Annotated in this window: 23 protein-coding genes; 13 read left to right on the top strand and 10 right to left on the bottom strand. The window is 67.0% G+C overall.

All coding sequences use genetic code 11. The annotated features are described in order from the left end of the window. Positions 1-87: 87 nt before the first annotated feature. On the top strand, positions 88-609 hold the full coding sequence (locus JQ639_RS29110) for an MbcA/ParS/Xre antitoxin family protein (protein ID WP_211962934.1): 522 nt from the start codon (positions 88-90) through the stop codon (positions 607-609). Continuing rightward, positions 606-1,277 carry an RES family NAD+ phosphorylase gene (locus tag JQ639_RS29105; protein ID WP_211962933.1) on the top strand — a complete coding sequence of 224 codons (672 nt, stop codon included), beginning with the start codon at positions 606-608 and terminating at the stop codon, positions 1,275-1,277. The genes JQ639_RS29110 and JQ639_RS29105 overlap by 4 nt, the downstream gene beginning before the upstream one ends. A gap of 453 nt (positions 1,278-1,730) precedes the next feature. Here the strand turns inward: JQ639_RS29105 and JQ639_RS29100 are convergent, their stop codons facing one another. The 5 genes from JQ639_RS29100 to JQ639_RS29080 form a co-directional block, all read right to left on the bottom strand. Further along, entirely contained in the window at positions 1,731-3,290 is a 1,560-nt protein-coding gene (locus JQ639_RS29100) for a CYTH and CHAD domain-containing protein (protein ID WP_211962932.1), read from the bottom strand. Between the two features lie 175 nt (positions 3,291-3,465). After that, complete coding sequence (locus JQ639_RS29095) at positions 3,466-4,356, bottom strand: NAD-dependent epimerase/dehydratase family protein (RefSeq protein ID WP_211962931.1); 891 nt, start codon at positions 4,354-4,356, stop codon at positions 3,466-3,468. A 44-nt stretch (positions 4,357-4,400) separates the two neighbouring features. Beyond that, complete coding sequence (locus JQ639_RS29090) at positions 4,401-4,808, bottom strand: hypothetical protein (protein WP_211962930.1); 408 nt, start codon at positions 4,806-4,808, stop codon at positions 4,401-4,403. 82 nt (positions 4,809-4,890) lie between these two features. Beyond that, positions 4,891-5,781, bottom strand: a complete 891-nt coding sequence (locus tag JQ639_RS29085) for a dioxygenase family protein (protein WP_211962928.1) — start codon at positions 5,779-5,781, stop codon at positions 4,891-4,893. Positions 5,782-5,928: 147 nt separating this feature from the next. Continuing rightward, positions 5,929-7,338 (bottom strand): TadE/TadG family type IV pilus assembly protein, encoded by a 1,410-nt coding sequence (locus JQ639_RS29080; RefSeq protein WP_211962926.1) that lies wholly within the window; start codon positions 7,336-7,338, stop codon positions 5,929-5,931. 693 nt (positions 7,339-8,031) lie between these two features. Here JQ639_RS29080 and JQ639_RS35580 point away from each other — a divergent pair. The 3 genes from JQ639_RS35580 (at position 8,032) to JQ639_RS29070 (ending at position 10,908) form a co-directional block, all read left to right on the top strand. Continuing rightward, complete coding sequence (locus tag JQ639_RS35580; RefSeq protein ID WP_256442913.1) at positions 8,032-8,160, top strand: hypothetical protein; 129 nt, start codon at positions 8,032-8,034, stop codon at positions 8,158-8,160. Positions 8,161-8,637: 477 nt separating this feature from the next. After that, positions 8,638-9,642, top strand: a complete 1,005-nt coding sequence (locus JQ639_RS29075) for a linear amide C-N hydrolase (RefSeq protein ID WP_249122916.1) — start codon at positions 8,638-8,640, stop codon at positions 9,640-9,642. A gap of 168 nt (positions 9,643-9,810) precedes the next feature. Continuing rightward, a complete protein-coding gene (locus tag JQ639_RS29070) occupies positions 9,811-10,908 on the top strand; it encodes a hypothetical protein (protein ID WP_211962922.1) in 1,098 nt (365 codons plus the stop codon). Positions 10,909-10,930: 22 nt separating this feature from the next. Here the strand turns inward: JQ639_RS29070 and JQ639_RS29065 are convergent, their stop codons facing one another. After that, on the bottom strand, positions 10,931-11,809 hold the full coding sequence (locus JQ639_RS29065; protein ID WP_211962921.1) for an ABC transporter substrate-binding protein: 879 nt from the start codon (positions 11,807-11,809) through the stop codon (positions 10,931-10,933). Positions 11,810-11,922: 113 nt separating this feature from the next. Between JQ639_RS29065 and JQ639_RS29060 the strand changes: the two genes are divergently transcribed. The 5 genes from JQ639_RS29060 to JQ639_RS29040 all read left to right on the top strand — a co-directional run bounded on the left by JQ639_RS29060 (position 11,923) and on the right by JQ639_RS29040 (position 16,845). Beyond that, complete coding sequence (locus tag JQ639_RS29060; RefSeq protein ID WP_211962919.1) at positions 11,923-12,861, top strand: LysR family transcriptional regulator; 939 nt, start codon at positions 11,923-11,925, stop codon at positions 12,859-12,861. A gap of 647 nt (positions 12,862-13,508) precedes the next feature. Next, positions 13,509-14,114 carry a LysR substrate-binding domain-containing protein gene (locus JQ639_RS29055; RefSeq protein ID WP_211964943.1) on the top strand — a complete coding sequence of 202 codons (606 nt, stop codon included), beginning with the start codon at positions 13,509-13,511 and terminating at the stop codon, positions 14,112-14,114. Positions 14,115-14,217: 103 nt separating this feature from the next. Next, positions 14,218-14,913 (top strand): TonB family protein, encoded by a 696-nt coding sequence (locus JQ639_RS29050; protein WP_211962917.1) that lies wholly within the window; start codon positions 14,218-14,220, stop codon positions 14,911-14,913. Positions 14,914-14,915: 2 nt separating this feature from the next. After that, entirely contained in the window at positions 14,916-15,503 is a 588-nt protein-coding gene (locus tag JQ639_RS29045) for a TonB family protein (protein WP_211962915.1), read from the top strand. 742 nt (positions 15,504-16,245) lie between these two features. Continuing rightward, positions 16,246-16,845: a hypothetical protein gene (locus tag JQ639_RS29040; RefSeq protein WP_211962913.1), complete on the top strand. Its 600-nt coding sequence runs from the start codon at positions 16,246-16,248 to the stop codon at positions 16,843-16,845. 9 nt (positions 16,846-16,854) lie between these two features. Here the strand turns inward: JQ639_RS29040 and JQ639_RS29035 are convergent, their stop codons facing one another. From JQ639_RS29035 to JQ639_RS29025, 3 genes are all read right to left on the bottom strand, one after another. Beyond that, entirely contained in the window at positions 16,855-17,823 is a 969-nt protein-coding gene (locus JQ639_RS29035) for an alpha/beta fold hydrolase (protein ID WP_211962911.1), read from the bottom strand. Further along, positions 17,820-18,653, bottom strand: coding sequence for an SDR family NAD(P)-dependent oxidoreductase (locus tag JQ639_RS29030; protein WP_211962909.1), 834 nt, complete (start codon positions 18,651-18,653; stop codon positions 17,820-17,822). Before JQ639_RS29030 ends, JQ639_RS29035 begins: the two co-directional genes overlap by 4 nt. A gap of 354 nt (positions 18,654-19,007) precedes the next feature. Then, positions 19,008-20,582, bottom strand: a complete 1,575-nt coding sequence (locus JQ639_RS29025; RefSeq protein WP_211962907.1) for a flavin-containing monooxygenase — start codon at positions 20,580-20,582, stop codon at positions 19,008-19,010. 223 nt (positions 20,583-20,805) lie between these two features. Here JQ639_RS29025 and JQ639_RS29020 point away from each other — a divergent pair, with 223 nt between their 5' ends. Then, positions 20,806-21,426: a TetR/AcrR family transcriptional regulator gene (locus JQ639_RS29020; protein ID WP_211962905.1), complete on the top strand. Its 621-nt coding sequence runs from the start codon at positions 20,806-20,808 to the stop codon at positions 21,424-21,426. Positions 21,427-22,179: 753 nt separating this feature from the next. Here the strand turns inward: JQ639_RS29020 and JQ639_RS29015 are convergent. Further along, positions 22,180-22,458 carry a hypothetical protein gene (locus tag JQ639_RS29015; protein ID WP_211962903.1) on the bottom strand — a complete coding sequence of 93 codons (279 nt, stop codon included), beginning with the start codon at positions 22,456-22,458 and terminating at the stop codon, positions 22,180-22,182. Positions 22,459-22,654: 196 nt separating this feature from the next. Here JQ639_RS29015 and JQ639_RS29010 point away from each other — a divergent pair, with 196 nt between their 5' ends. After that, positions 22,655-22,828 carry a hypothetical protein gene (locus JQ639_RS29010; RefSeq protein WP_211962901.1) on the top strand — a complete coding sequence of 58 codons (174 nt, stop codon included), beginning with the start codon at positions 22,655-22,657 and terminating at the stop codon, positions 22,826-22,828. Positions 22,829-22,905: 77 nt separating this feature from the next. Then, positions 22,906-23,892: a phosphoribosylaminoimidazolesuccinocarboxamide synthase gene (locus tag JQ639_RS29005; protein ID WP_211962899.1), complete on the top strand. Its 987-nt coding sequence runs from the start codon at positions 22,906-22,908 to the stop codon at positions 23,890-23,892. Positions 23,893-24,026 lie beyond the last annotated feature (134 nt).

Genomic DNA, 24,026 nt, shown 5'->3' with positions numbered 1-24,026 from the left:
TGCGCAGCCCTGCGGCGGCGATGGATGGCGGCCTTGCCGAAAGTCCATATTTGGACTATATCCATATCCGGAACAAGAGGCCAAACCATGCTGCCGCACCCTGCCCATCTCGACCTCCGCGAAGCGCCACAGCGCCTCGACCTCTCGCGCTTCGCCCCGGCCAACCGCAAGCGGCTGAGCGCGCCGGCGCTGCGCACGTTCCTGGCCATCGCCGACCTGTGGAGCCTGAGCGAAGAACAGCGCCGCCTGATCCTCGGCTATCCGTCGCGGTCGACCTATCACAACTGGTGCAAGCAGGCGCGCGAGCATGGCGCCATCACTCTCGACGTCGACGTGCTGACGCGCATCTCCGCAGTGCTCGGCATCCATCAGGCACTCGGCATCCTGTTTCCGACCGAGCAGGACGGCATCGCATGGCTGCGCGGGCCGCACGACGCGCTGGTGTTCGGCGGCCGGCCGCCACTCGACCTCATCACCAGCGGCGCACAGGATGGCCTCCTCACCGTGCGGCGCTTCCTCGACGGCGCGCGCGGCGGCGTCTACATGGCGCCGAACAGCATCGACGCCGCATTCGCGCCCTACGACGACAGCGACATCGTGCTGCGGTGACCGACGCCCTCGCCGCCGCGCCGCAGCCGGCCCATCGCCTGATCCCGTCGCAGTTTCCGCCGATCGGCCTGTTCGACACGGTGGCGACGGCAGCCGATCTCGACGCGGTGATGGATCTCGTCGGCTGGACCAATGATCGCCTCGTCGCCGAGCGCATTCATCGCCTGCCGCAGAGCGAATGGGTTTTTGGCGTGCCCAACGCCAGCATCGTGATGGCCGCGTTCCTGCACGTCGCGCCTGGCGGCATGCGCTTCAACGGTCCCGATCTCGGCGCCTGGTACGCCGCAGATCACCTGCGCACCGCCGCCGCCGAGGTCGGCCATCACCTGCGCCGCGAGACCGTGGCGCGCGGCATCCCCGCGATGCGCCGCACCTATCGCGCGTTCAGCGCGACGCTGCGCGGCCGCTACCGCGATATCCGCGGCCAGCAGGCGGCGCACGCGCCACTCTACGCCAGCGACAGTTACACGGCGTCGCAGGCGTTCGGCGAGGAGTTGCGCGCCGCCGGCGGCGCCGGCATCGTCTATGACAGCGTGCGACTGCGCGGCGGCGTCAATGTTGTCGCCCACCGCCCGCGCAACGTCACCGCGATCGTGCAGACCGATCACTACGAGATCACGGTGTCGGCGACCGCGCGCACCATCGACGTGCGCAAGCTGACTGCGTGACGTTCCACGTCGCCACGCCGCGCTGAAGCGCCCCTCTCCCATTGCCCGATGTCGCGCAGCGACGGACCCTGAATCCCGGCCATCGATCCTGCCGCGAGGTCGCGACGGTGGATCGCCGCCGAGCGGGCGCGGCGGGTTGAACAGCGCCACCATGCGCTCCCTCCGGCGCCACGAAAATCCTGCAATGGATGCAATTCAAGATGCAAAAAGCGCGATCGGAACGCGGCCTACTTCGCCCTGAACGCAGTCCATTCCATCGGATCGCGACCGCGTTGCCAGTCGAAACCTGCCCGTTCAAGCGTGGCCTTCACATCGACCGAACAAAGACAGCCGCTCGCGTCCCCGGCAATACCATTTTCCCAGACAATGCGATCCTGCCCGCCGACAAGCTGCGCAAGCTCGGCGGCAGTTGCATGGACGCGACCAAGATAGCGAACCGAATTGCACACCGGCTTACGCCCAGAACCGCGGCGCCTTGTCGAGGGCGGCGCAGGCCGCGCACGCGGCCGCCATGGCGGTGGCATGACGGGCGTCCTCGTGGCCGGACAGAAGCCCAGCCGCATAGGCCCGCGTCGGCGCCTCCGGGCGCGCGCTCGGCTTCGCCGGTTTGGACACGCTCGCCATCTCCGCCATCAGCGTTTCGTGCACGGCGATGTCGTTGAGGTCGCCGAGACTGTCCTGCAGCGCGCGCATCGCGGCAAGGAAGATGCCGCGGCGGCGGTTGGCCTTGCGCCCGGGAAACACCGTCTCGAAGAACTCGGCGGCATAGCGCAGCTTCTTGGCCTGGATACGCAGCTTGTGGCGACGATAGGGATCGAGCTTCTCCATGGTGCGCGCGCGCTTGCGCACCGCCTTCCAGCGCCGCGACAGCTCCGCCGCCGCCATCTGCGCGATCGGCTGCGCGGCGGCGATGCGCCCCGCCGCATCCGCCGGCCGGCGCCATGCGCCGGTCTCCAGGAAGGCTGCGACGTCGAGGCACAGCGAGCGGAAACGATCGGAGCGCACCGCCTCGCTGGCGCGCGCCACCGCGGCCGCATGCTGCGCGACGAGATCGTCGGACAGCGAGCGCATGCCGGCGAGGCGGGTATGAAGCTGACGCACCGGCGTCACCACGCTCGCCAGGAACACCTCGAACTCACGCGCCTGGGTCAATTCGCCGGCGAGCCAGCGCAGCTTGCCCTTGACGGCGTCCGCCTCTTCGGTGTCGAGCAGTGCGCCGAACAGCGACATCGCTGCGCGCAGCCGGCGCAGGCCGATGCGCATCTGGTGCACCCCATCGGGATCGCCCGCGGCCACCGCGGCCTTGTTGCCGACGATCTGGCGCAGGCACGACGCGGCGATGGTGCGGAACGCATCGGCGGCCGGCAGTTCCGGCGCAAGCACGATCGGCTCGGCCTTTGCCGCCAGCCCCTCGTCGCTCGCAAGCAGCGCGTAGCCGCGCTGCGACTTGGTCTTGACCGCAAGCTCCGCGGCGGTGGCGCGCGCGACGCTGCGCGCGATGCGGAACAGGCCGTTGCGATCGTCGCCGCGCTTGAGCTCGATCTCGACCTCGCACAGCGGCGCCGACTGGCGGCCGGCGATGATGTGGCCGCGATCGAGCGTTACCTCGATCTCGGCGCTGCGGGTGTGCAGCGGATAGGTGGTGCGGCGCACCCGCGTCTCGAACACCGGACGCAACTGGCGGCGCAGCTTCTTGGTGACGAGCGGCGCCAGCGCGGTGCCCTCCGCCGCGGCGAGATCCGGCGTGCCGTCGGCGAGCTCGGTCTCCCATTCGCGGCGATCGATCAGCCCGGCGCCCTCGGCCTTGATGGTCTGCACATGATGGGCGCCGTCGCGCCGGACGCGCAGCACGATGCCGTTGCGGCGCAGCTTGAAATCCTTGGTGTCGAAATAGGTCGAGACCTGTGTCGCGGTCTCTGCCGCGCCGTTGACACGGCGCAGCTGCGGAATCTGCTGCAGCCGCGGCGCATGCGCGGGCGGCAGCTCCAGCTTGATCTCGATTTCCTGGCCCATGGTCCACCGCCGGCAGGCGTGCCGGCACGCCGAAAAATGACACTGCACTCCGATGCCGCGTCCCGCCAGGAGCTTATCAGGCACGCCGGCTGTGGAAAACGGCCCTCAAAAAATTCATGTCGCCGCGTTCCGCGGTGGCCGCATACCCTGCGTTGTGCCGCAAGGTCTTGACCCTTCAGGGTTTCATCGTCTCGGGAAAGCGCGGCCGGAACCCGCGCGGCCGCCAGCCGAAATCGCGCTGCGCCGGCCCCGCATCGAACACCATGTCCATGCTCATGCGATCGCCCATGGCGAAATTGGCGTTGGGGAACAGCGGCTGCGCCAGGCGGAAGGCGAGCCGCCACAGCGACGCCGGCACCGCCACGATCATCCGCCGCCGTCCCAGCCCCTCGAAGATGCGCCCGACCATGTCGCGATAACTCAGCGTGTCGCCGCCGGGCACCACATAGGCCTTGTTGATCGCCGCGGCGCTGTGCGCGGCGTCGATCGCCCCGGTCGCGAGATCCTCCGCGTGCACCGGCTGGCGCAACCCCTTCCCCGAGCCGGCGAGCGGAATGAAACCGAAGCGGCGGATCAGGTTGGCCAGCCGCGAGACGTTGATGTCGCGGCCCTCGTCGTAGATCAGCGTCGGCCGCAGGATCGTCCAGCCGATGCCGAGGCGCTCGCAATCGGCGGCGAGCTGCGTCTCCGCCGCGGCGATCCGCGCCAGCTTGTCGCGTTCGGCATCGATCACGGAATCGCGCTTGGTCAGAAGGCTGGTGGTCGAGATCGCGACCAGACGGCGCACGCCGTTGTGCGCGAAGGTTTCGATCGCCGGCACCACCAGATGCAGCTCCGCGGTCGCCAGCACCAGATCGCATGGCGGCATCTGCGCCGCCCAGGCCTGCGGCGTGCGGACGTCGCCGGCGATCCAGCCGTCTTCCCCCGCGGGCGGCGAGCGCACGAGGCCGACCGGCTGAATGCCGCGGGCCGCGAGATGGCGCATCATGTAACGGCCGATCATGCCGGTGCCTCCGACCACGAGGGCGCGGGGCTGCGAGGCGGAAGAAGCGAGGTCTGCACACATGCGGCCGATCTAGCACCGTTTCCGGCGCGCCGCCACATGGCCGCTCAGCCCTCGTTGGCGGCCTTCAATTCACCGATGGTCGCCGCGTTGCCGCAGTAGTCGCGATAGTGCTCGGCGACCGCGCCGGCGGCGATGTCCTGGCGGCAGCGACGCTTCTCCTGGCAGAACGCGCAGACCCGCTCCATGTCGCTGAGCAGCGCGGTATGCTCGCGCCGCACTTCGTTGGCGTTGACGCCCACGGCGTCGAGCATGTGCGGAAGCTCGTCGGCGCTGTGCGGCCCCTGGCGCACCAGTGCATCGAGCGCGTCCGGCGTCATGCTGAACTCATGGGCCATGCGGGCGAAATCGGCGGGATCAGCCTCGCACTCCGCAAGCTCACGCAACTGCCGGCGCTGCAACAGCCAGTCGCTGACGCGCGCCTTCAGGGTGGTGACGATGTCGGTCGCAGCCATGATGTCCTCCTCGCTTCCGCTGCCGACTGTGGCGGCGCGGGTGCGAAGGGTCATTGCGCTGGATCAAACGCCCGCGGGCGCTCTACCTGATCGGCGGGCGTGGCAGCACCGTCTCGCCCTCCTCCATCACGTAAGTGTAGTCGAGCGCGTACCACGGCGCGGTGACGTCGGCAGCCTCGGGATGCGGCCCGTCATGGCGCACGAAGTCGCCGAGCAGCGCCTGCGTCACACCGAACTGCACGTCGCTGGCGATGTGCGGATCGGCCGGATCGTAGACCTGGGAGATCAGCACATTGAAGCCGTCCTTGACGATCAGCGCATGGAGATGCGCCGGACGAAAGGGATGGCGATCCTGCGCCCGCAGCAGCCGGCCGACGACGCCGTCGGTCGGGATCGGGTAGCCGATCATCTTCACCGTGCGAAAGGAGAACCGGCCGTCGGCGTCCGAGGTGAACTTGCCGCGCAGGTTCATCTCGGCCTGCTCGGGATCCTGGTTCTCGTAGAGACCGACCGGCGAGGCATGCCAGATGTCGATCTCCGCGCCCGCGATCGGCCGGCCGGCCTTGTCCACGACGCGGCCGCGCACGAACAGCGCCGGCCCCGGCGTGTCCGAGCGCACGATGCTGCCGCCATTGGCGACGCGTGGAGAATTCAGCCGCCAGAACGGCCCGAGCAATGACTGCGACGTCTCGGTGTTGCCGCGATCGCCGTTGTTGAGCAGGCACACCAGCGACGACACGCCGAGCGAGCCGGCCATCAGCACGGCCTCGTTGTGGCTGTCGGTGGTGCGCTGGCCGATCTCGTTGAGGATGGCGGTGGCCTCGCGGAATTCCGCCTCGGTGAGGCGGACGTCGCGCACGAAGGCGTGCAGGTGCGTCACCAGCGACAGCATGATCTGGCGCAGCCGCGGATCGGCCGTGCGCTGCATCGCCGCGAGCACCGCCGGCGTGACGTCCTGCTGCCGTTCGATCATGGCTGTCCTCCCCAAATGGGCGCGTGCCCTTTTGCTGGAGTCATGACCGCTTCGCCCGCCGCCTGTCAACGCACGGACGCCGCACCGGCGGCAGCGCACACCGCGGCGCGCGGCATCAGTTCGATGGATGAAACCACCCGGCCGCGGCTACTTCGCGATGCGCAGCTGCGCCAGCGACGCACCGATGGTGTTGAAGGTGGAGAGCACCTGGGACGACGAGGTCAGGTAGAAGAACTTGCTGGCATCCGAAGCGCAGTAAGCCATCACCGCGGACTGCGCCTCGCCGTCGGTGTTGACCTGGATGGCGTAGATGGTGATGCCGGCCGCCTTGATGTTGTCGCACAGCGTCTGCTGGCGCGTGTCGACCTGCGACGACCAGCTGGAGCCGTCGCCATACCAGCGGTCCTCGGTGTTGAGGCCGTCCGACAGCAGGATGATCGCCTGCACGTAGTTGTAGTTGGGATCGAGCGCCGGCGCGTTGAGCGGGCTCGACTGCGTCAGCGACATCCAGCCCCAGGCGAGGCCGATGGCCTGGTTGGTGCCGCCGGTCGCCTGCATCGCGTTGATGCTGCTCTTGAGCGCGGTCCAGTTGTAGGACAGCGGCGTGATCGGCTGGAGCTGCGGGTTGTTGCCCGGCTTGCAGTAATACTGACCGTTCTCGTAATACTCGGTGGTCGGGAAGTAGGTCGCCGACGAGGTCGGCGCGGTGTTGGTGGTGTCGTAGCTCTGGTCGCGGTCCATCACGCAACCAGTCCATTTGCTGTGGTTCGAGGCGGTCCAGGTGCCGCCGTAATACTGGCAGGTGCTCTGGTTCTGGGTCCAGGCATTGTTGTACCCCCAAGAATAGTTCTTGCAGGTGCCGTTGTTCTCGTTCCAGGTGTCGGAGGCGCCGCTCCACTTCAACCAGGGCTGCGCATTGTTGCTGGCGCCGACATTGACCACGGCCGCAAACGGCACCACCGAAATATAGACATCGCCGGGGTTCTGTGCGCTGGCGCTGAGCTGGTCGATCAGCGTGTTGGCGGCGCCCTGCAGCGCGGTAAGCTTGCCGGCATCGTTCATCGAGCCGGTGTTGTCGAGCACCATGGCGACGCGCAGCTTGGTCAGGCCCCAGGTCGCGGTCGACGAGGCGTTGAACGTCATGGACGGGAAGCCGAGCAGACTGGCGAACTGGGTCGAGAGCGAGCCAGCGCCGTTGAGCAGCAGCGTCGATGGCGTACCATTGCCGCCGCTGTAGCTCACGGTGATGTTGCTGGTGGTGACTTCGGGATGGGAGCCGTACAGCGCCGTGACATAAGCCTGCGCCTTGGCGTTGAGCTGCGACTGGGTCAGCGTGCCCGTGCTGTCGTCCTTGGCGATCATCAGCACCGCGGCGTCGAGCGCATCCTGCAGCGCCGTGCGCGCGCTGTTGACCCGCGAATAGTCAACGGCCGCGCCGACGCAGCCGAGGATCGGCAGCACCGCGATCGCGAATGTAATGGCGACGTTGCCGCGCTCGGAGCGGCGAAAAAGCGCCACCACGCGTTGCAGCCCCGCTGATGTCGACACCCGTGTCATGCCCAGGATCCTGCGGTATTCAGCCACCCCATAAGCCTTGCCCGATAACGAGCGGTAAAAGCGGTCGCACAGGCAATATTTCCAGATGTTTCTGATCCGCAGCGATGCCGCCGCCGCGTGCGCGTGCAAGCCGGCATGCCGAGGCGTCGCGGCTGCGCCCCGGACAGCCTGGAGCGCCCCGCACGAGGGGCCGTGCGTGTCGATTTTCCTCGCGAAATCAATACCGGAACGACCGGCGGGGAGAGCTGACCGCGTGCACCGGACGACCATGCCCGGCGTCGATCGCACTGTGTCACGCCGCGCTTCCGCCGCATCGGGGAAGACCCGCATGCGGAATGGCCGCTTCAGCTCCACGTCATGAACATTGTGGAATTGGTAAACGGTTCAGAAATACCAGGACGAAAAATCGAGGTTTGCCGCCCGCCGCGGCACGTTGAAGGCTGCGGTATGAGCATGCCTCGGTCCGCCGGCGCGCGGAACCGCCCGCGCAACCTGATGGCGCCGTCATCGGCCGCGCTATTTCACCCATTTCACCGGCTGCATATCACGGGCGACGTATTACCGGCGTCGCATCATCGGCGGGGCCATTGCCCACCGTGGCGCCGGTCCAGACACGGCATCGCAACCGACGTCCCGTCGCTGGCGCGTCGTCGACACGGCAGCACATCGGGACGACGCGCCAGACATGGCACGATGCGCCATCGCCGCGCCGATCCAGCCGATGATGCCGCGCATCATCCGCGAAGCGTCGCGCGGGCCACCGATCTTTACCTGCCGTTTTCCAAATCGCGCCGCATCGCCGCAAGCGTAAACGAGGCGTGAAACGCGCGTTTGCAATTTGCAAACCGACATCAGCGGTCTCGTCGCGCTATCTCGTGTTTCGACTTGCCTGCGCGCGCCCACGCGCTACAGACAACAAAAAACAGAAGACGAAAATTCGGGGCATCGAACAATGCTGAAGACAGGTCTGAAGATCTCGCTGTATTCGGTCGCGATCGCCATCGTCGGCGTGCCGATGAGCATGGCGGCATGGGTCGCTCTCGCGCTGATCGGTTACTGAACGACGACATCGCATTACGGGCCGCCCGCGTCTTCGCGCGGACGGCCTGCTGCGCGACCGCCCTTTCTCGGGCGACGGCTGAAGACGGCGCTGACTGCCGCATGATGCGGCCCCTCGCATACGCGCGCATTTCGTGCCAGCATCATGGCGCCCGCCATCCTTCGAGGAGCCCTGCCATGCCGCGCCCGACCTCCCTCGCCCGCTCCGCCCTCGCGCTCGCCACCGCCGCGCTCCTGGCGATGCACGGCGTGGCGCAGGCCTGCACGCGGCTCGTCTATCTCGGCAACGACGGCACCGTCATCACCGCGCGCTCGATGGACTGGAAGAACGACATTGCCACCAACCTGTGGATCCTGCCGCGCGGCATCGCGCGCAGCGGCGAGGCCGGACCCAACTCGATCAAGTGGACCGCCAAATACGGCAGCGTCGTCGCCACCGGCTACGACGTCTCGACCACCGACGGGGTCAACGAGGCCGGGCTCAACGCCAACCTGCTGTGGCTGGTCGAGTCCGAGTATCCGGCATTCGATGGCAATGGCAAACCGGGCCTCGCGATCTCGGCCTGGGCACAGTACGTGCTCGACAATTTCGCGACCGTGCAGGAGGCCGTCGACGCGCTCGCGCGCGAGCCCTTCACCATCGTCACCGCCAACGTGCCCGGCGAGCAGCGGCTCGCGACGCTGCACCTGTCGCTGTCCGACGCCAGCGGCGACAGCGCCATCGTCGAGTACATCAAGGGGCGGCAGGTGATCCACCACGGCCGGCAGTACCAGGTGATGACCAATTCGCCGACCTTCGACGAGCAGCTCGCACTCAACACCTACTGGCAGCAGATCGGCGGCACCGTGATGCTGCCGGGCACCAACCGCGCTTCAGACCGCTTCGCCCGCGCCTCGTTCTATGTCAACGCCATCCCGAAGTTCGAGGATCCCAACCGCGCCCTTGCCAGCGTGTTCAGCGTCATCCGCAATGCTTCGGTGCCGTTCGGCCTGACGACGCCGGACCAGCCCAACATCTCCTCGACGCGCTGGCGCACCGTGGTCGACCACAAGCGCAAACTCTACTTCTTCGAGTCGGCGCTGACGCCCAACACCTTCTGGGTCGACCTCAAGGCGATCGACTTCTCGGCCGAGACCGGCACGGTCAGGAAGCTCGACCTCGGCGTCAACCAGGACCACACGTATTCCGGCAACGCCACCGCCCAATTCAGGGATGCCGAGCCATTCAAGTTTCTCGGCCTCTGAGGCCGCCGTCGCCGGAGCCACCACCGGTCGTCCGGCTGTCACATCGCAGCGGCACACTCGCGACAGCATCGGGCCCGCGCCCCGGCGCCGTTCCATGCATTTTTCCTCGCAGGCCTTTTCCGATCACGTTCGCTTTTTTCAAGCGCCTCACCCGTCAGGGAGCCGATCATGACCTATCCCACGCCCAAGGAATTGTACCGCGCCTCGGACCTGCTGAAGGGCTATGAGCCGAACCAGCCGATGGGCTTCTCGCACTCCTGGGATTTCCGCATCTACCGCCGCTATATCGCCGACGGCGCCACCAGCCCGCGAACGCTGGCGATCCGTCGCGGCCAGGCCGAGCACGACGCCTATATCAGCGACGCACTCAAGCGCTTCCTCGACCACCGCACGCCGCGGCTCGTCGGCATCATGGGCGGCCACGGCCTGACGCGGGCCGACGCCGCCTATGGCGACGTCGTCGAGCTGGCGCGGGCGCTGACCGACCAGGGCTATCTCATCGTCAGCGGCGGCGGCCCCGGCGCGATGGAGGCAGCCCATCTCGGCGCGCTGTTCGCCGGCGCCGACGACGCCGTGCTGCAGAAGGCGATGGCGCTGCTGCGCCAGGCACCGGCGCTGCCGAACCTCATCGGCGTCATCGCCGAGGATGGCGAGATCGTCGGCAGCCGCGCCGCCGACCTCGCCGCCGCGCAGCACTGGATGAATGTCGCGCTCGAGGCGCGCGATCTGGCGCCACGCGATGGCGCCGAGAGCCTTGGCGTGCCGACCTGGCGCTACGGCCACGAGCCGACAGTGCCGCTCGCCAGCCACTATGCGAAATTCTTCCAGAACAGCCTGCGCGAGGAGGCGCTGATCACCAACTCGCGTGCCGGCATCGTCTATGCCCGCGGCAGCGGCGGCACGGTGCGCGAGATCTTCGAGGACGCCGAGCGTAACTACTACGCCGGCGACGCCGCGGCGTTCACGCCGATGATCTTCTTCGATCGCGATCGCTACTGGCAGCAGGACGCGACCTTCGACTCGGCCGGCAAGCTCGTCAGCGGCGGGCTGAAGGTCGACGACATGGTGGTCAAACTGTTCCGCATCGCGCCGGACTTCGACGCCGCCGCCTGCCTGCGCAAGGTGCGCTTCACCACCGACATCCGCGAGATCTCCGAGGTGCTCGCCAATCACTCGGAGGTCGCGCTGCGCAACCTCGCCTTCACGGTGCAGGGCGAACCGCTCAAGGTGTCGACCGCGGTGCTGTGCCGCCGCGCCGGCGATTGAGCATCCGCGCGGCGGCGATGGCTCACGTCAGCGCCATCGACACGGTGGCGTCGTCATAGTTGCCCGAGCCCATGCTGCCGGCCTCGAAGATCTCGTGGCGCGCGATCCAGTCGAACGACTGCTCGAACACCGCGCGGCTGTAGGGCTCGAACACGATGCGCTCCCCCGGGCCCCAGCGGCGGGTATCCATCGCGGCGTGGAAGCGCTCCGGGAATTCCATCTTGTAGTAGTGGGTGTAGAGCTCGGGCCGCAGGTCGATGTCGCGCTGGGCGCGGCGCAGCGCCTCGAAATACTTGCGCACGTCGGCCATGTCGGGATCGCCGTTGATCATCGCGCCGATCATGAAGGTGGTGTCGATGATCTTGCGGTAGCCGAGCTGCTCGGCAAAGTAATAGGGACCGCCGAACAGCGTCGCCGCCTGCGCGCGTCCCTCGAAGAACGCCTCCATGCGGCTGAACAGCATGCCCTCGTCATAGGACAGCTTGATCTGGTCCGCCGGCATGTAGGATTCCAGCGCCTGGATAGTGGCGTAGTGGCTGCCGGACTGAAAGCCGACCGAGATCGGCACCCCGGCGAGATCGGCCGGCGTCCTGATCGGCGACTCCGCCCGCACGAAGATGCCCGACGGCGCCACCGAATAGGCATCCGCGAACAGCTTGGTGTGGCCGCGCGACGCCGCGACGTTGACCGTCCAGTGGCAGGCACAGGTGATGTTGGCGTCGCGGCCCTTCTCGATGCTCTGGAACGCACCGCTGGCGCCGTGCGTCACATGATGCGCACCGGCGGTGGACCGGATGAATTCGCGGAACTCGTAGTCAAGGCCCTCGTCGCGGAAATAGCCCTTTTCCTCGGCAACCCACTCCTGCAGCCGGAAATGCGGCTCGATCCTGAACTTCGCCATCGCGCTCCTCCACATCCTCTGTTGTCGTTGTCCGGCGGGCTGTTCGCGCCGTCTTGACCGCAGGCTAGACCTGCCGCCATTGTGCTGGCGATGCCGTCCGGAGAATGGTGACCATGCCGATCGGGAATGATCCATCGCCCGACTTGCGCGACCTGCGCCTGCTGCAGGCGATGCTGAGCGAGGGCTCGCTGACGCGCGCCGCGGCGCGGCTCGACACCACCCAGCCGACGCTGAGCAAGGCGCTGGCGCGATTGCGCCGCCATTTCGACGATCCGCTGCTGGTGCGCGACGGCCAGGCGATGCGCCCGACGCCGAAGGGCGCGGCGCTGCTGGCGCCCTTGCGCGATCTGCTCAGCGCCGCCGACAGCCTCGCCGCGCCGGCGACGCTGCCGTTCGAGCCGCGCGCGTCGCACCGTCGCTTCCGCCTGCTGCTGAGCGATGTCGGCATGATCCGCTTCCTGCCGGCGCTGACCGCCCATCTCGCCGCGGCCGGACCGCACCTGCAGCTCGAGGCGCTGCCGCTCGACGCGCGCGCCATGGAGGCGCGCCTCGCCAGCGGCGACGCCGACCTCGCCCTCGGCGCCTACGCCCGCGCGCCGGCCGACCTGCGGCGGCAGTTGCTCTACACCGATGGCTATCTTGCCGTGGTGCGCGCGAACCATCCGCGCCGCGCCCGCCTGACACGGCTGGCCGACTTTCGCGCTGCCCGCCACATCCTGGTCACCGCGTCCGACACCGGTCATGCCGCCCATGCCATCGCCCAGCACGCGATCGAGACCGCGATCGCGCCTGACCATGTGCTGCTGCGGCTGCCGAGCTTCGTCGCCGCGGCAGTCGCCGCCGCCGACAGCGACGGCGTCGCCATCCTGCCCGCCAACCTCGCCGACGCCATCGGCCCGCGGCTCGGCCTCGCGACCTTCCGCCCGCCGCTCACGATGCCGCCGATTGCGGTGGCCCAATACTGGCACGAGCGCTACCACCGCGACGCCGGCCATCGCTGGCTGCGGCAGGCGTGCGTGACACTGTTCGGCCGCCCGGCGCGGCAACGATGATGACGATCGACGGCCACCGATGATGCGAGAAGGGCGTGCTCGACAGCAACGGCGCACTGTGATGGCGTCGCCTGCATTGCTTGTATCCGCACGTCCATCAGACGATGCTTCGCTAGCCGCCCGCTAAGCAACTGTTCCGGGTACGTTGGATTTTACGAACGGGGTGAGACAGGCAGGGACGCTCGATATGGCTAAAACACGAAAGACCGTGTGGGATGAGCCTCTGTTGGTTGAGTATACCGTTCTGGTGGGGAAGACCCGCAAAGCCGTCACGGCGCGGATGGGCATTCCTTATCAAACGAATGAAGTGCCTGGTTGGGCATGTGCATTCCAATTGGCCGGCGTCGGAGACGACGCCATCCATTTGGCTCTTGGCAGGCACGGTTTGCAGGCCACGCTCATCGCCGCGACGGCACTCCGAAGGTGGCTCGATAAGCGAAGGCGATGGATGATACCGGGGCCCCTACCGTACGAGGCCGTCTTCCCCAGAGTGCTTCCCTGGGCAGATGGGCTCGACTTCCACTGGGAGCTCTGCGACTGGCTTGACGCAGCGATCGACAAGAAGCAACGGCAATTCACACGTCAACGCCTAAAAGAGGACAAGGCACGCAGGACGCGGAAGCTGTAGCCGAACAAATAGCGATGGAATAGCGAGCGGAGACGGCGATGGCGGACGACAGATAGCGGCGGCCGGGCCGCACCTGCAGCTCGAGGCGCTGCCGCTCGATGCCCGCGCCATGGAGGCGCGCCTCGCCAGCGGCGACGCCGACCTCGCGCTCGGCGCCTATGCGAGGGCCCCCGGCGACCTGCGGCGGCAATTGCTCTACACCGACGGCTATCTCGCCGTGGTGCGCAGTGATCATCCGCGCCGCGCGCGGCTGCCGCGCCTCGCTGACTTCTGCGCCGCGCGCCACATCCTGGTCACTGCGTCGGACACCGGCCATGCCGCGCACGCCATGGCGCAGCACGCGATCGAGACCGCGATCGCGCCCGACCATGTGCTGCTGCGGCTGCCGAGCTTCGTCGCCGCAGCGGTGGCCGCCGCCGACAGCGACGGCGTCGCGACCCTGCCCGCCAACCTCGCGGAGGCCATCGGCCCGCGGCTTGGCCTTGCGACTTTCCGCCCGCCGCTGGCGATGCCGCCGATCGCGGTAGCGCAGTACTGGCACGAGCGCTACCACCGCGACGCCGGCCATCGCTGGCTGCGGCAGGCGTGCGTGACACTGTTCGGCCGCCCGGCGCGGCAACGATGATGACGATCGACGGCGCTCGCTGAACGCGACAAAGCGCGCCCTCGACTGCGGAGGCGCGCCGTGATGGTGTCGAGCTGTTCCGTGCTTCAGCAATTTCAGTCAGATGATGTTTCGCTCATTCTTGCCGCTGCCTATTGCCCTGCTCCTCACGTGCTCTGCGGTTGCCCAGGAAGAACCGCATTGGAAAGAGCTCCAGGCAATTCATGCGCACGCGTCCCGCTTCGCCAGCTTCCCGAGCGGCTGGTCAGGCCCCCCCGCGACAGCACAGATCGAGTTTCGGCTCGCTCCAGACGGCGCCCTTGTGAGCCAGCGCGTGCGCCAATCATCGGGATACGAGATCATCGATCTTGCCGCCATGGATGCGATTTTGCGCGCTTCGCCGTTTCCCGCTCCACCGCCAGGCCATGACGGCCTGTTTGTGGTCCCCTTCACTTTCAGGCAGGCGGAACACAAGCGCCTTCCAGATGAAGCCGTCACGCGCATCGTGCAATCCATGCGGAATTCCCCTGACATCCGGGGCGCCTCGGGATCCGTCGTCTTGCGTTTCAAGCTGGACCATGAAGGGCGCATTCTGAACAGCAACATCCTCATCGGCTCCTGTTCGGAAGCACTTGATCGGGAAGTCCTGGCCGCACTGGAGCGTGCCTCCCCATTTCCGGCCGACGTTCCAAGAGGAGTTTCATACATTGTTCCGGTCGTCTTCGGAGGCAACCAGCCCAATCCTCGGCTGGATTGTCAGACGCCGCGGCAGAAAGACCGCGAACGCGATCGCGCGATCGGACTGCATCCGCCGGAGTGACGATGGTGCGACTGATTGCATTTGTCACAACCACCGTCCCGCTGGCTTCCGCCGCGCGCGCGGAAGATGATCGGGCCAGCTCTGCCCTCACTGAACGGCGAACACATACGCGCGGCAGGCATGTGCTTCGCATGCTAGCGATCCTGGCCAGTCTCACCGCTCTTCCTTCCTCCCTCGCGGACGCAACAGAGAGAAGCGCAAAAGAAGCTTATGTTCTGGAATTGCACGCCCACATCGCCAGGTTCAAACACTTCCCGAACGATTCCGGATTGCCACGCGGGACGGTGAGAATTGCATTTACCCTCGATGCGAGCGGCCGGCTCCTCAAGAAGAGCATCAACGCTTCGTCCTGTCGGAGCGTGCTCGACCAGGAGGCCCTCGACATGCTCGATCGCGCCGTGCCACTACCGCCATTTCCGCAGGAGATACGCGAACGCACCGCAGACTTTGTCGTGCCCGTGATGTTCGCAGGCGTCGCGATCGACCTCAAGGACATCCCCGGGCGGTCCGACTGTAGCGCAGGCGGCAAACCCGCGTCACAAGACTCCAGGGACCTGGAGAAGACCCTTGGACTTCGTCAGCAGAAGTAAAAGCCAAGACGCCGGCCATCGCTGGCTGCGGCAGGCCTGCGTGACACTGTTCGGCCGCCCGGCGCGGCAACGATGATGACGATCGACGGCCACCGATGATGCGAGAAGGGCGTGCTCGACAGCAACGGCGCACTATGATGGTGTCGCCTGCATTGCTTGCATCCGCACGTCCATCAGACGATGCTTCGCTGGCCGCCCGCTAAGCAACTGTTCCGGATACGTTGGATTTTACGAACGGGCTGAGACAGGCAGGGACGCTCGATATGGCTAAAACGCCAAAGACCGTGTGGGACGAGCCTCTGTTGGTTGAGTATACCGTTCTGGTCGGGAAGGCCCGCAAAGCCGTCACGGCGCGAATGGGAATTCCGTACCGAACGAGTGAGACACCAGGTTGGGCGTGTGCATTCCAACTCGCCGGTGTCGGAGACGACAGCATCTATTTGGCTCTTGGCATGGACGGTTTGCAAGTCACGCTCATCGCCGCGGCCGCACTGCGAAAATGGCTCGATAGGCGAAGGCGATGGATGGTACCGGGGGCCCTTCCGTACGAGGCCGTCTTCCCCAGGGTGCTTCCCTGGGCAGATGGGCTCGACTTCCACTGGGAACTCTGCGACTGGCTTGACGCAGCGATCGACAAGAAGCAACGGCAATTCACACGTCAACGCCTAAAAGAGGACAAGGCACGCAGGACGCGGAAGCTGTAGCCGAACAAATAGGGATGGAATAGCGAGCGGAGACGGCGATGGCGGACGAAAAATGGCGGCGGCGCGACGACCGAATGTTCAAGCGCCACGAGTGGCTTCTTGAGTTGAAGTCCGTATATGCACCTGAAGACGTCATCGGAAGAATCGAAGAGGAAGTCCTCGAAACTGAGTTCGACTATCTCGATCTCGTTTCCATCCAGGCGAGCGAACTGTGCCACATCCGACGCGACGCTGAAGCTCTGGCTCTCCTCGATCGCACGATCCCCATGTTTCCCGACGACGTTCGCCTCCCGATCGAACGCGCCGGTCGGCTTCACTTTTTCACCGAAGATCAGGATGAGGCACTGAAGGCTGCCGAACTGGCAGCGGAACGCGCGAAACGCACGAACCGACGCGTATCGGAAGCGCTGCGTCTCAAGGCAAGAATACTCGTCCGGCTCAAGCGCGGAGAAGAGTTGGCGCAAACGCTGGAGGACATGATCGCGCTCGAACCGCTCCAGGGAGTTCCCGACTTCGGCTTCGAGCGCGACTTTCTCGATCGAGCACCACCCGGGCTGATTCCCCAGGATCTCGTCGACAGATATTTGATGGTTGTTCGAGAGCGCCGACGCAAGCCGGTTTCAAAGAAGGATGCCTGACCTCGCCTCTCACGCCACCGCGCGCGCCGCCGGCATGCGGGCGGCGACGGCGCGGATCAGCTGATCGCAGCGCTCGGGCGCGGTGATCGGCAGCATGTGGCCGTGCTCGTCCAGCAGCGTCAGGTCGAGCGCCGGGCAGACGCGCTTCATCGCCTCGCCCTGGGCGCGATAGTCGAGGATGCGGTCGCCTTTGGCGTAGAGCATCGCCATCGGCAGCGTCAGCGTGGTGGCGTAGCGCGCCATCATGGCCGGCAGGTCGTCGTTGACGGCGACGAGATCGGTCGATGTGTTGTAGAAACTCTTCGGCCGCAGGCCCAGCAGGCCGCCGCCGCGCGTCGCATAGTCGGCGGGCGCGGCGTCCGGCCCGAACACCACCGCAAGTGTGGCCTGCGCGCGGCGGATCGACAGCGGCACCGCCAGCGTCGCGGCGATGATCCGTCGCACCAGCGGCGAAGGCACCACGAGGCCGCGGAACGGTTCGGGCACCTCGTCCTGCGCATGAGTCAGCGGCGCGATCAGCGCCAGCGCGCCGGCGCAGTCCGGATGTCCCAGCGCGATCGCCAGCGACAGCGCGCCGCCGAGCGAGTGGCCGACCAGCAGCGGCTTGTCGAGCTTGAGCGCGCGGATGAAGGCGGCCAGCGTCGTCGCCTGCGTGCCGAGCGCGGCGGAGCGGTCCGCCGGCCGCTCGGAATAGCCCGAGCCCGGACGATCGACCGCGATGACGCGGAAGTCGGCGGACAGGCGATCGATCAGCGCATAGCGGTAGTTGAACAGCGTGCCGCCGAGGCCGTGAATCATCACCAGCGGAGGCTTGTCGCCACCGGTGTCGACATAGTGCAGGCGACAGCCATCGACATCGATGAAGCGGCCGGGCGGCGGCAGCGCCGCCTCGACCTTGCGCGCCATGCTGGCGGAGAACGACACCAGAGCCGCAATGATGAGGCCGAGGACGACGACGAGAATGACAAGCACGGTCATGAGCGCACCAGCAGTTTCTGCAGCGTGTTCCAATATGACACCGGAGCGAGCCGCTCCAGCAGCGCGATGATCCTGGCGTCGTTGCCGACAAGGATGCGGGCGGCGCGGCGCTCGACGCCGCTGACGATGATCTCACCGGCGCGCTCCGGTGGCAAGGTCAGCATCCGCTTCGCGCGGGCGAGCCCCTGCTCGATCTCCTCGTTGGTGGCATCATCCGCATGGCGGGCGCTGTCGGCGATGCGCGTGGCGACGCCACCGGGATGCACCACCGTGACGCCGACATTGCTGCCGGCGAGTTCATGGCGCAGCGCATTGGAGAAACCGCGCACCGCGAACTTGCTGGCGGAATATGCCGCCTGCCCCGGCGGCGAGATAATGCCGTAGATCGACGACACGTTGACGAGGCGCGCATCCGAGCTGGCGCGCAGCAGCGGCAGGAAGGCACGGCTGAGGCGCACCACCGCCCAGAAATTGATCTCGAACAGCCATTCGAAGTTCTCCTCGGAGACGCGTTCGAAGGTGCCGCCGAGCGCGACCCCAGCGTTGTTGAACAGGAGATCGACGCCGGGATGCTGCGCGCTGACCTGCTGCGGCAAAGCCGCGGTGGCGTCGCGGTCGGCGACGTCGAGCTTGTGGCGGCTGATGCGCAGCTTCCTGTTGCCGAGCGCCGTGAGCTGCGCCACGGTTTCGGCGAGGCCGGCCTCGCTGATGTCGGCGAGCGCGAGATGGCAGCCGCGCTGCGCCAGCGCCAGCGCGATGCCCCGCCCGATGCCACTGCCGGCGCCGGTGATCACCGCCGTGCGGTCGGCAAGGTTCATGCGGCTGGACATGGAGGACGTTTCCTTTGAATGCAGGTGATTGATCAGGTCGTCATGGCAGGGCTTGAATCGTCAGACGACCTTCGTCGGTTCGCTTCGCGTCTCTTTGTCGTGGCCGGGCTCGTCCCGGCCACCTCGCTTGGGGACGCCGTGCGCCCCTTATCGGGGTCGCCGGAACAAGTCCGGCGACGACACATGAAAGTCTGGGGGCCTTATTCCGCCTCATCCTGAGGAGCCCGCGCAGCGGGTGCCTCGAAGGATGCGTGTGGGGCACGACTTCGGCCTCATGGTTCGAGACGCGCGGCTTTGCCGCGCTCCTCACCATGAGGGAAAGGTGCGGAGCAAGACAGACCATCCCCGCGGCCATCACGCCTGCTTCGCCAGCGGCCGGGCAGCCGCCTGCGGCGCTTTCGAAAACACCAGCGTGCCGTCGTCGATCCTGCCGAAGCGCAGCGCCAGCATGTCCTTCGCGTAGTTCTGATAAAGCTTCCACGGCACCTGTGCGCCCTGCTTGGGCAGATGCGCCTGCGCCCGCTGGATGTAGCCGGAGGCGAGCGGCGGCGTGGTGTCCTCGGCCATCGCCGGATCGCGCCGCGGCGTGCAATAGGCATAGCCGCCGCGGTCCATGCGGTTGAGGATGCGGCAGAGATATTCGGCGGTAAGGTCGGCCTTCAGCGTCCACGACGCGTTGGTATAGCCAAAGGTCGAGGCGAAGTTCGGCACGTCGCTGAACATCATGCCCTTGTAGCTCAGCGACTGTCCGGGATCGAACTCCTTGCCGTCGACGACGATGTCGGCGTTACCCATCAGCTTCATGTTGAGGCCGGTGGCGGTGACGATGATGTCGGCCGGCAGTTCCTCGCCGGATTTCAGCTTGATGCCGGTCGCGGTGAAGGTGTCGATCTCGTCGGTGACGACGTCGGCGCGCTTGTCGCGGATCGCCTTGAACATGTCGCCGTCGGGCACGAGGCACAGCCGCTGGTCCCACGGATTGTAGCGCGGCGTGAAATGCTTCTCGACGTCGACGTCGGGCCCGAGCTCCTGCTTCGCAAGGCCGATGATCGCTTTCTTCGCCTGCTCGGGCTTGCGACGCGCGATGTTGTAGAAATACATCTGCAGCAGGATGTTCTTCCAGCGCGCGAGGCCATGGGCGAGCCCTTCGGGCAGCTTCGCATACAGCCAGTTGGCGATTGGGTCCTTCGCCGGGCGCGACACGATGTAGGTCGGCGAACGCTGCAGCATGGTGACATGAGCGGCGCGCTCGGCCATCGCCGGCACCAGCGTCACCGCGGTGGCGCCGCTGCCGATCACCACCACGCGCTTGCCGTCGTAGTTGAAATCCTTCGGCCAGGCCTGCGGATGGACGATGGTGCCCTTGAAACTGTCCATGCCCGGCCAGCCCGGCATGTAGCCGGCGGTGTAGTCGTAATAGCCGCTGCACATCTGCAGGAAATTGCAGGTCAGCGTCGTCGGCCCGTCCGGCGTCGTCACGTCGAGCGTCCAGCGCGCCTCGCTCGACGACCATTCGGCGCGCGTCACACGATGGCGGAAGCGGATCTTGCGGTCGATGCCGTATTCGGCCGCCGTGTCGTTGAGATAGGCGAGGATCGAGGGGCCGTCGGCGATCGCCTTCTCGCCGCGCCAGGGCCGGAAGCGATAGCCCAGCGTGTGCATGTCGCTGTCGGAGCGGATGCCGGGATAGCGGAACAGGTCCCAGGTGCCGCCGATGGCGTCGCGCGCCTCGAGGATGGCGAAGGTCTTGTTCGGGCAGTCGCGCTGCAGGTGATAGGCGACGCCGATGCCCGAGATGCCGGCGCCGATCACCAGCACGTCATAGTGCTGGGGCTCGCCGCGGCGCGCTGCGGGATCGGCGGCGCGGGTCTCGAACGTCACGACATTGTCGGTTTGCTGCCGCGCAGCCGCATTGCCCACCGGACCCATCTCGTCACTCCCTTGATGCCCGCCTGTTCGCCCGGCCCGACTTGGCTTGGCTTGGCTTGGCTTGGCTTGGCTTGGCTTGGCTTGGCTTGCTTTGCAGCTCGCTTTGTTTGGACACGTCTTCTGACATGCGTTATTGTCAGAATTGAACATCTGACAATGCGCCATGTCAAGGCCGGTTTCGGCCGTTTTGAACCGACATGGCCAGGGAACGAGACGGACGGGCATGGCGACGGCGGCACGGGCACGGCAGTACGCGGGGGTTTCCGCCGAGGAGCGGCAGCGCGAGCGGCGCGAGCGGCTGATCGAGGCGGCGATCACGCTGTACGGCTCGCAGGGCTATCCCACCACCGTCAAGGCGGTGTGCGAGGCGGCCGGCCTCACCGAGCGCTACTTCTACGAATCCTTCGCCAACAGCGAGGCGCTGCTGATCGCGGCGTTCGACACCGTGTCGCATCGCGTGATCGACTGCCTCGACACCATCCGCCGCGAGCATCAGGGCCCGGCGGAGGAGCGCGGCCGCGCGGTGCTGTGCGGCTACTACCAGATCCTCAAGGACGACCCCAACGGCGCGCGGCTGTTCGTCATCGAGATCGCACGCGTCGGCCCGGCGGTCGACGAGGTGTGGAGCGCGCTGCTGCGCGCGTTCGGCGAGCTGCTGTCACGCACCTTCGCGCCCGACGCCAACGCCCGCCTCAAGGCCACCGCGCTGGCGCGCGCCGGCGCCGTCGGCGCCATGGTGCAGATCGCCAAGAGCTGGATCCGCAGCGGCTATGCCGACAGCATCGACACCGTCGCTGCCAGCGCGCAGCGGCTGTGCAAGGTGCTGGCGGAGGATGGAAAGTAGGGCTGCCGCGCGGAAGTGCTTCAGCTGTGGTCCGTTTAAGGTGCGACCCGTTTTAAATGTGAGCCGTTTCAAGCGTGATCCGTCACCCTGAGGCGGCCATGCGCAGCAGGGCCCTCGAAGGGCGACGGCCCCGGACGTCGATGCGATTGCGCAGGCTTCGATGCGACTGCGCGGGCTTCGATGCTCCGGCCGCTCATCCTTCGAGGCTCGCTACGCTCGCACCTCAGGATGACGGGTTGGAGTCAACGCGTCGTGGACGCTCAGCTGCGGCGCAGGAGCACTCACGACATATGATCACCACGCTGCATCTTCCGGTGTGATCCGTCACCCTGAGGTGGCCATGCGCAGCAGGGCCCTCGAAGGGCGACGGCCCGGACGTCGATGCGACTGCGCAGCCTTCGATGCGACTGCACGGGCTTCGATGCTCCGGCCGCTCATCCTTCGAGGCTCGCTAACGCTCGCGCCTCAGGATGACGGGGAGAGGATCGTGCTTTTGTTCGCGCGCGATGCGCTTCTACACTCCCTGCGTCATCACCGGGCCGCCGCGCAGCGGCGAGACCCGGTGATCCAGCTTGGGGATGTTCGTCGCGCGGTGAGCAAGCTGGATTGCCGGATCAAGTCCGGCACTCACGCTGAATGTGGCGCGCGCCGCGTGCGCTCATTACGACAATCGTTGCGATAGAGCGGCCTCGCCCGCATGAGCGCCGCGACATGCGGGAATGGCGAGCGTTTGTCCCAAGGGCTCGCGCCCCCTCACTCGCACACCCGCTGCCACTCGTAGCGCCCGGTGTCGGGGTTCTGCACCTGGCGCTGACTGCATTCGGAGGTGCCGAGCGGCGGGATCGAAGGCGGGGCGATCGGCGTGATCGACGGCGGCACGATGGCGCAGACGGTGGGCATGCACACCGGCGGAATGTCGATGCTGTTGCTGCACAGCGGCTGCATCTCGCCGTCGACGCAGCGGCAGACGCAAGTCGCCGACGCCGGCGTCGCCAGCATCATGATCACTCCGATCGCTCCCACGAGCCGCATGCGTCCTCTCCCGGTTCCACCGCACTCAACCCCGGCGCGCGTGGCGCTGTCAACGCAGTGCGACGCGCCCGCGCCTTCCGGCCCGCGGTCGCGCGACAACGCCGATCCTGCCGCGCCACAGCGGGCCTCCCGCCGATTCCGAAAGTTTTAATCAATTGAGCGCCAAGCTCTGCTCTCAGCGATGGGAGAGTGTGACATGCGTGTCCCAGCCCGATTGCGCCGCGCCGGAGCGCATCGTAACACCGCCGACTTCGACACCCCGGACCTCGACAGCCCGACCCTCGACAGCTGGATCCTCGGCTTCCTCAGCCTTGCGGTGTCCGGCATCGCGCTGCTCAGCGCCGCCCTCGTCGCCGCGATGCTCGCCTGAAACCTGGCCGCCGGGCCCGGTGGACAGCGGCGCACGCGGCGCTTCCGGCCGCGCGCCTCCTTCCTTATAGTGACGGGATGACGACAGCCGCAGACCTGAAACCCTTCGCCCGCTACACCCTCGCCGACGCCCATCTGCCCGACCTGCCCGGCCACTACGCCGGCAAGGTCCGCGAGAACTACGACCTGCCCGACGGCCGGCGTATCCTGATCGCCAGCGACCGCATCAGCGCGTTCGACGTCAACCTCGCGGTGATCCCGCTCAAGGGCCAGGTGCTGACGGGCGTCGCCCGCTACTGGTTCGACCAGACCCGCGACATCGTTCCCAACCATGTCGTCGCCTACCCCGACCCCAACGTGCTGGTCGGCCGGCGGCTGACCATGATGCCGGTGGAGATCGTGGTGCGCGACTACCTCGCCGGCACCACCTCGACCTCGATCCTGCAGATGTATCGCAACGGCGAGCGCACGATGTACGGCCACGCGTTCCCCGACGGGCTGCGCGACAACGAAAGACTGCCGCAGACCATCATCACCCCGACCACCAAGGCGGCCCATGGCGACCATGACGCGCCGCTCAGCGGCGCGGAGGTGGTGTCGCGTGGCCTGCTCACGCAGGCGCAGTGGGACGAAGTCTCGGCTGTCGCGCTCAAGCTGTTCGCGCGCGGCCGCGAGATCGCCGCGACGCGCGGGCTCATCCTGGTCGATACCAAGTACGAGTTCGGCTTCGACGAGGGCGGCGGCCTCGTGCTCGCCGACGAGATCCACACGCCGGATTCCAGCCGCTACTGGCTGGCCGAGAGCTATCCCATCAAGTTCGACGCCGGCGCGCCGCCCGACACCTTCGACAAGGACTTCGTGCGCCGCTGGGTCGCCGCGCGCTGCGACCCCTACAAGGATCCGATCCCGCCGATCCCCGAAGAGGTGATTCTCGAAGCGGCCGCGATCTATGTCAGCGCCTATGAGCGCATCACCGGCACCCCGTTCCCGCTGCCAGATCCCTCCGAAGCCCCGCTCGCCCGCATCAAGCGCAACGTCGCGGCCTATCTCGGCCACAAGGCGTAGGGCGTTTGGCGCAACGCCGGGGCGAGCAGGAACATCTCCCCTCCTCCTGAGGAGCACGCGCAGCCTGCGTCTCGAAGGATCAGGCCCGCCCACACTCCGCGATGGCCCGCAATGCCCCGGCCTCATGGTTCGAG

The organism is Bradyrhizobium sp. U87765 SZCCT0048 (assembly GCF_018131225.1).
In the GTDB taxonomy this organism is placed as follows: Bacteria; Pseudomonadota; Alphaproteobacteria; order Rhizobiales; family Xanthobacteraceae; genus Bradyrhizobium_A.
The sequence above is the reverse complement of the archived record's forward strand: the minus strand, read 5'-3'. Positions and strand labels throughout refer to the sequence as shown.

Coding starts and splice junctions, on each gene's coding strand:
- JQ639_RS29035 (WP_211962911.1), bottom strand. CDS start 17,823: ATGACCGTGCTTGTCATTCTCGTCGTCGTCCTCGGCCTCATCATTGCG.
- JQ639_RS29080 (WP_211962926.1), bottom strand. CDS start 7,338: ATGACACGGGTGTCGACATCAGCGGGGCTGCAACGCGTGGTGGCGCTT.
- JQ639_RS29050 (WP_211962917.1), top strand. CDS start 14,218: ATGATGTTTCGCTCATTCTTGCCGCTGCCTATTGCCCTGCTCCTCACG.
- JQ639_RS29040 (WP_211962913.1), top strand. CDS start 16,246: ATGGCGGACGAAAAATGGCGGCGGCGCGACGACCGAATGTTCAAGCGC.
- JQ639_RS29085 (WP_211962928.1), bottom strand. CDS start 5,781: ATGATCGAACGGCAGCAGGACGTCACGCCGGCGGTGCTCGCGGCGATG.
- JQ639_RS29065 (WP_211962921.1), bottom strand. CDS start 11,809: ATGGCGAAGTTCAGGATCGAGCCGCATTTCCGGCTGCAGGAGTGGGTT.
- JQ639_RS29005 (WP_211962899.1), top strand. CDS start 22,906: ATGACGACAGCCGCAGACCTGAAACCCTTCGCCCGCTACACCCTCGCC.
- JQ639_RS29095 (WP_211962931.1), bottom strand. CDS start 4,356: ATGTGTGCAGACCTCGCTTCTTCCGCCTCGCAGCCCCGCGCCCTCGTG.
- JQ639_RS29075 (WP_249122916.1), top strand. CDS start 8,638: ATGCACGGCGTGGCGCAGGCCTGCACGCGGCTCGTCTATCTCGGCAAC.
- JQ639_RS29110 (WP_211962934.1), top strand. CDS start 88: ATGCTGCCGCACCCTGCCCATCTCGACCTCCGCGAAGCGCCACAGCGC.
- JQ639_RS29090 (WP_211962930.1), bottom strand. CDS start 4,808: ATGGCTGCGACCGACATCGTCACCACCCTGAAGGCGCGCGTCAGCGAC.
- JQ639_RS29100 (WP_211962932.1), bottom strand. CDS start 3,290: ATGGGCCAGGAAATCGAGATCAAGCTGGAGCTGCCGCCCGCGCATGCG.
- JQ639_RS29020 (WP_211962905.1), top strand. CDS start 20,806: ATGGCGACGGCGGCACGGGCACGGCAGTACGCGGGGGTTTCCGCCGAG.
- JQ639_RS29015 (WP_211962903.1), bottom strand. CDS start 22,458: ATGCGGCTCGTGGGAGCGATCGGAGTGATCATGATGCTGGCGACGCCG.
- JQ639_RS35580 (WP_256442913.1), top strand. CDS start 8,032: ATGCGCCATCGCCGCGCCGATCCAGCCGATGATGCCGCGCATCATCCG.
- JQ639_RS29070 (WP_211962922.1), top strand. CDS start 9,811: ATGACCTATCCCACGCCCAAGGAATTGTACCGCGCCTCGGACCTGCTG.
- JQ639_RS29030 (WP_211962909.1), bottom strand. CDS start 18,653: ATGTCCAGCCGCATGAACCTTGCCGACCGCACGGCGGTGATCACCGGC.
- JQ639_RS29010 (WP_211962901.1), top strand. CDS start 22,655: ATGCGTGTCCCAGCCCGATTGCGCCGCGCCGGAGCGCATCGTAACACC.
- JQ639_RS29045 (WP_211962915.1), top strand. CDS start 14,916: ATGGTGCGACTGATTGCATTTGTCACAACCACCGTCCCGCTGGCTTCC.
- JQ639_RS29060 (WP_211962919.1), top strand. CDS start 11,923: ATGCCGATCGGGAATGATCCATCGCCCGACTTGCGCGACCTGCGCCTG.
- JQ639_RS29025 (WP_211962907.1), bottom strand. CDS start 20,582: ATGGGTCCGGTGGGCAATGCGGCTGCGCGGCAGCAAACCGACAATGTC.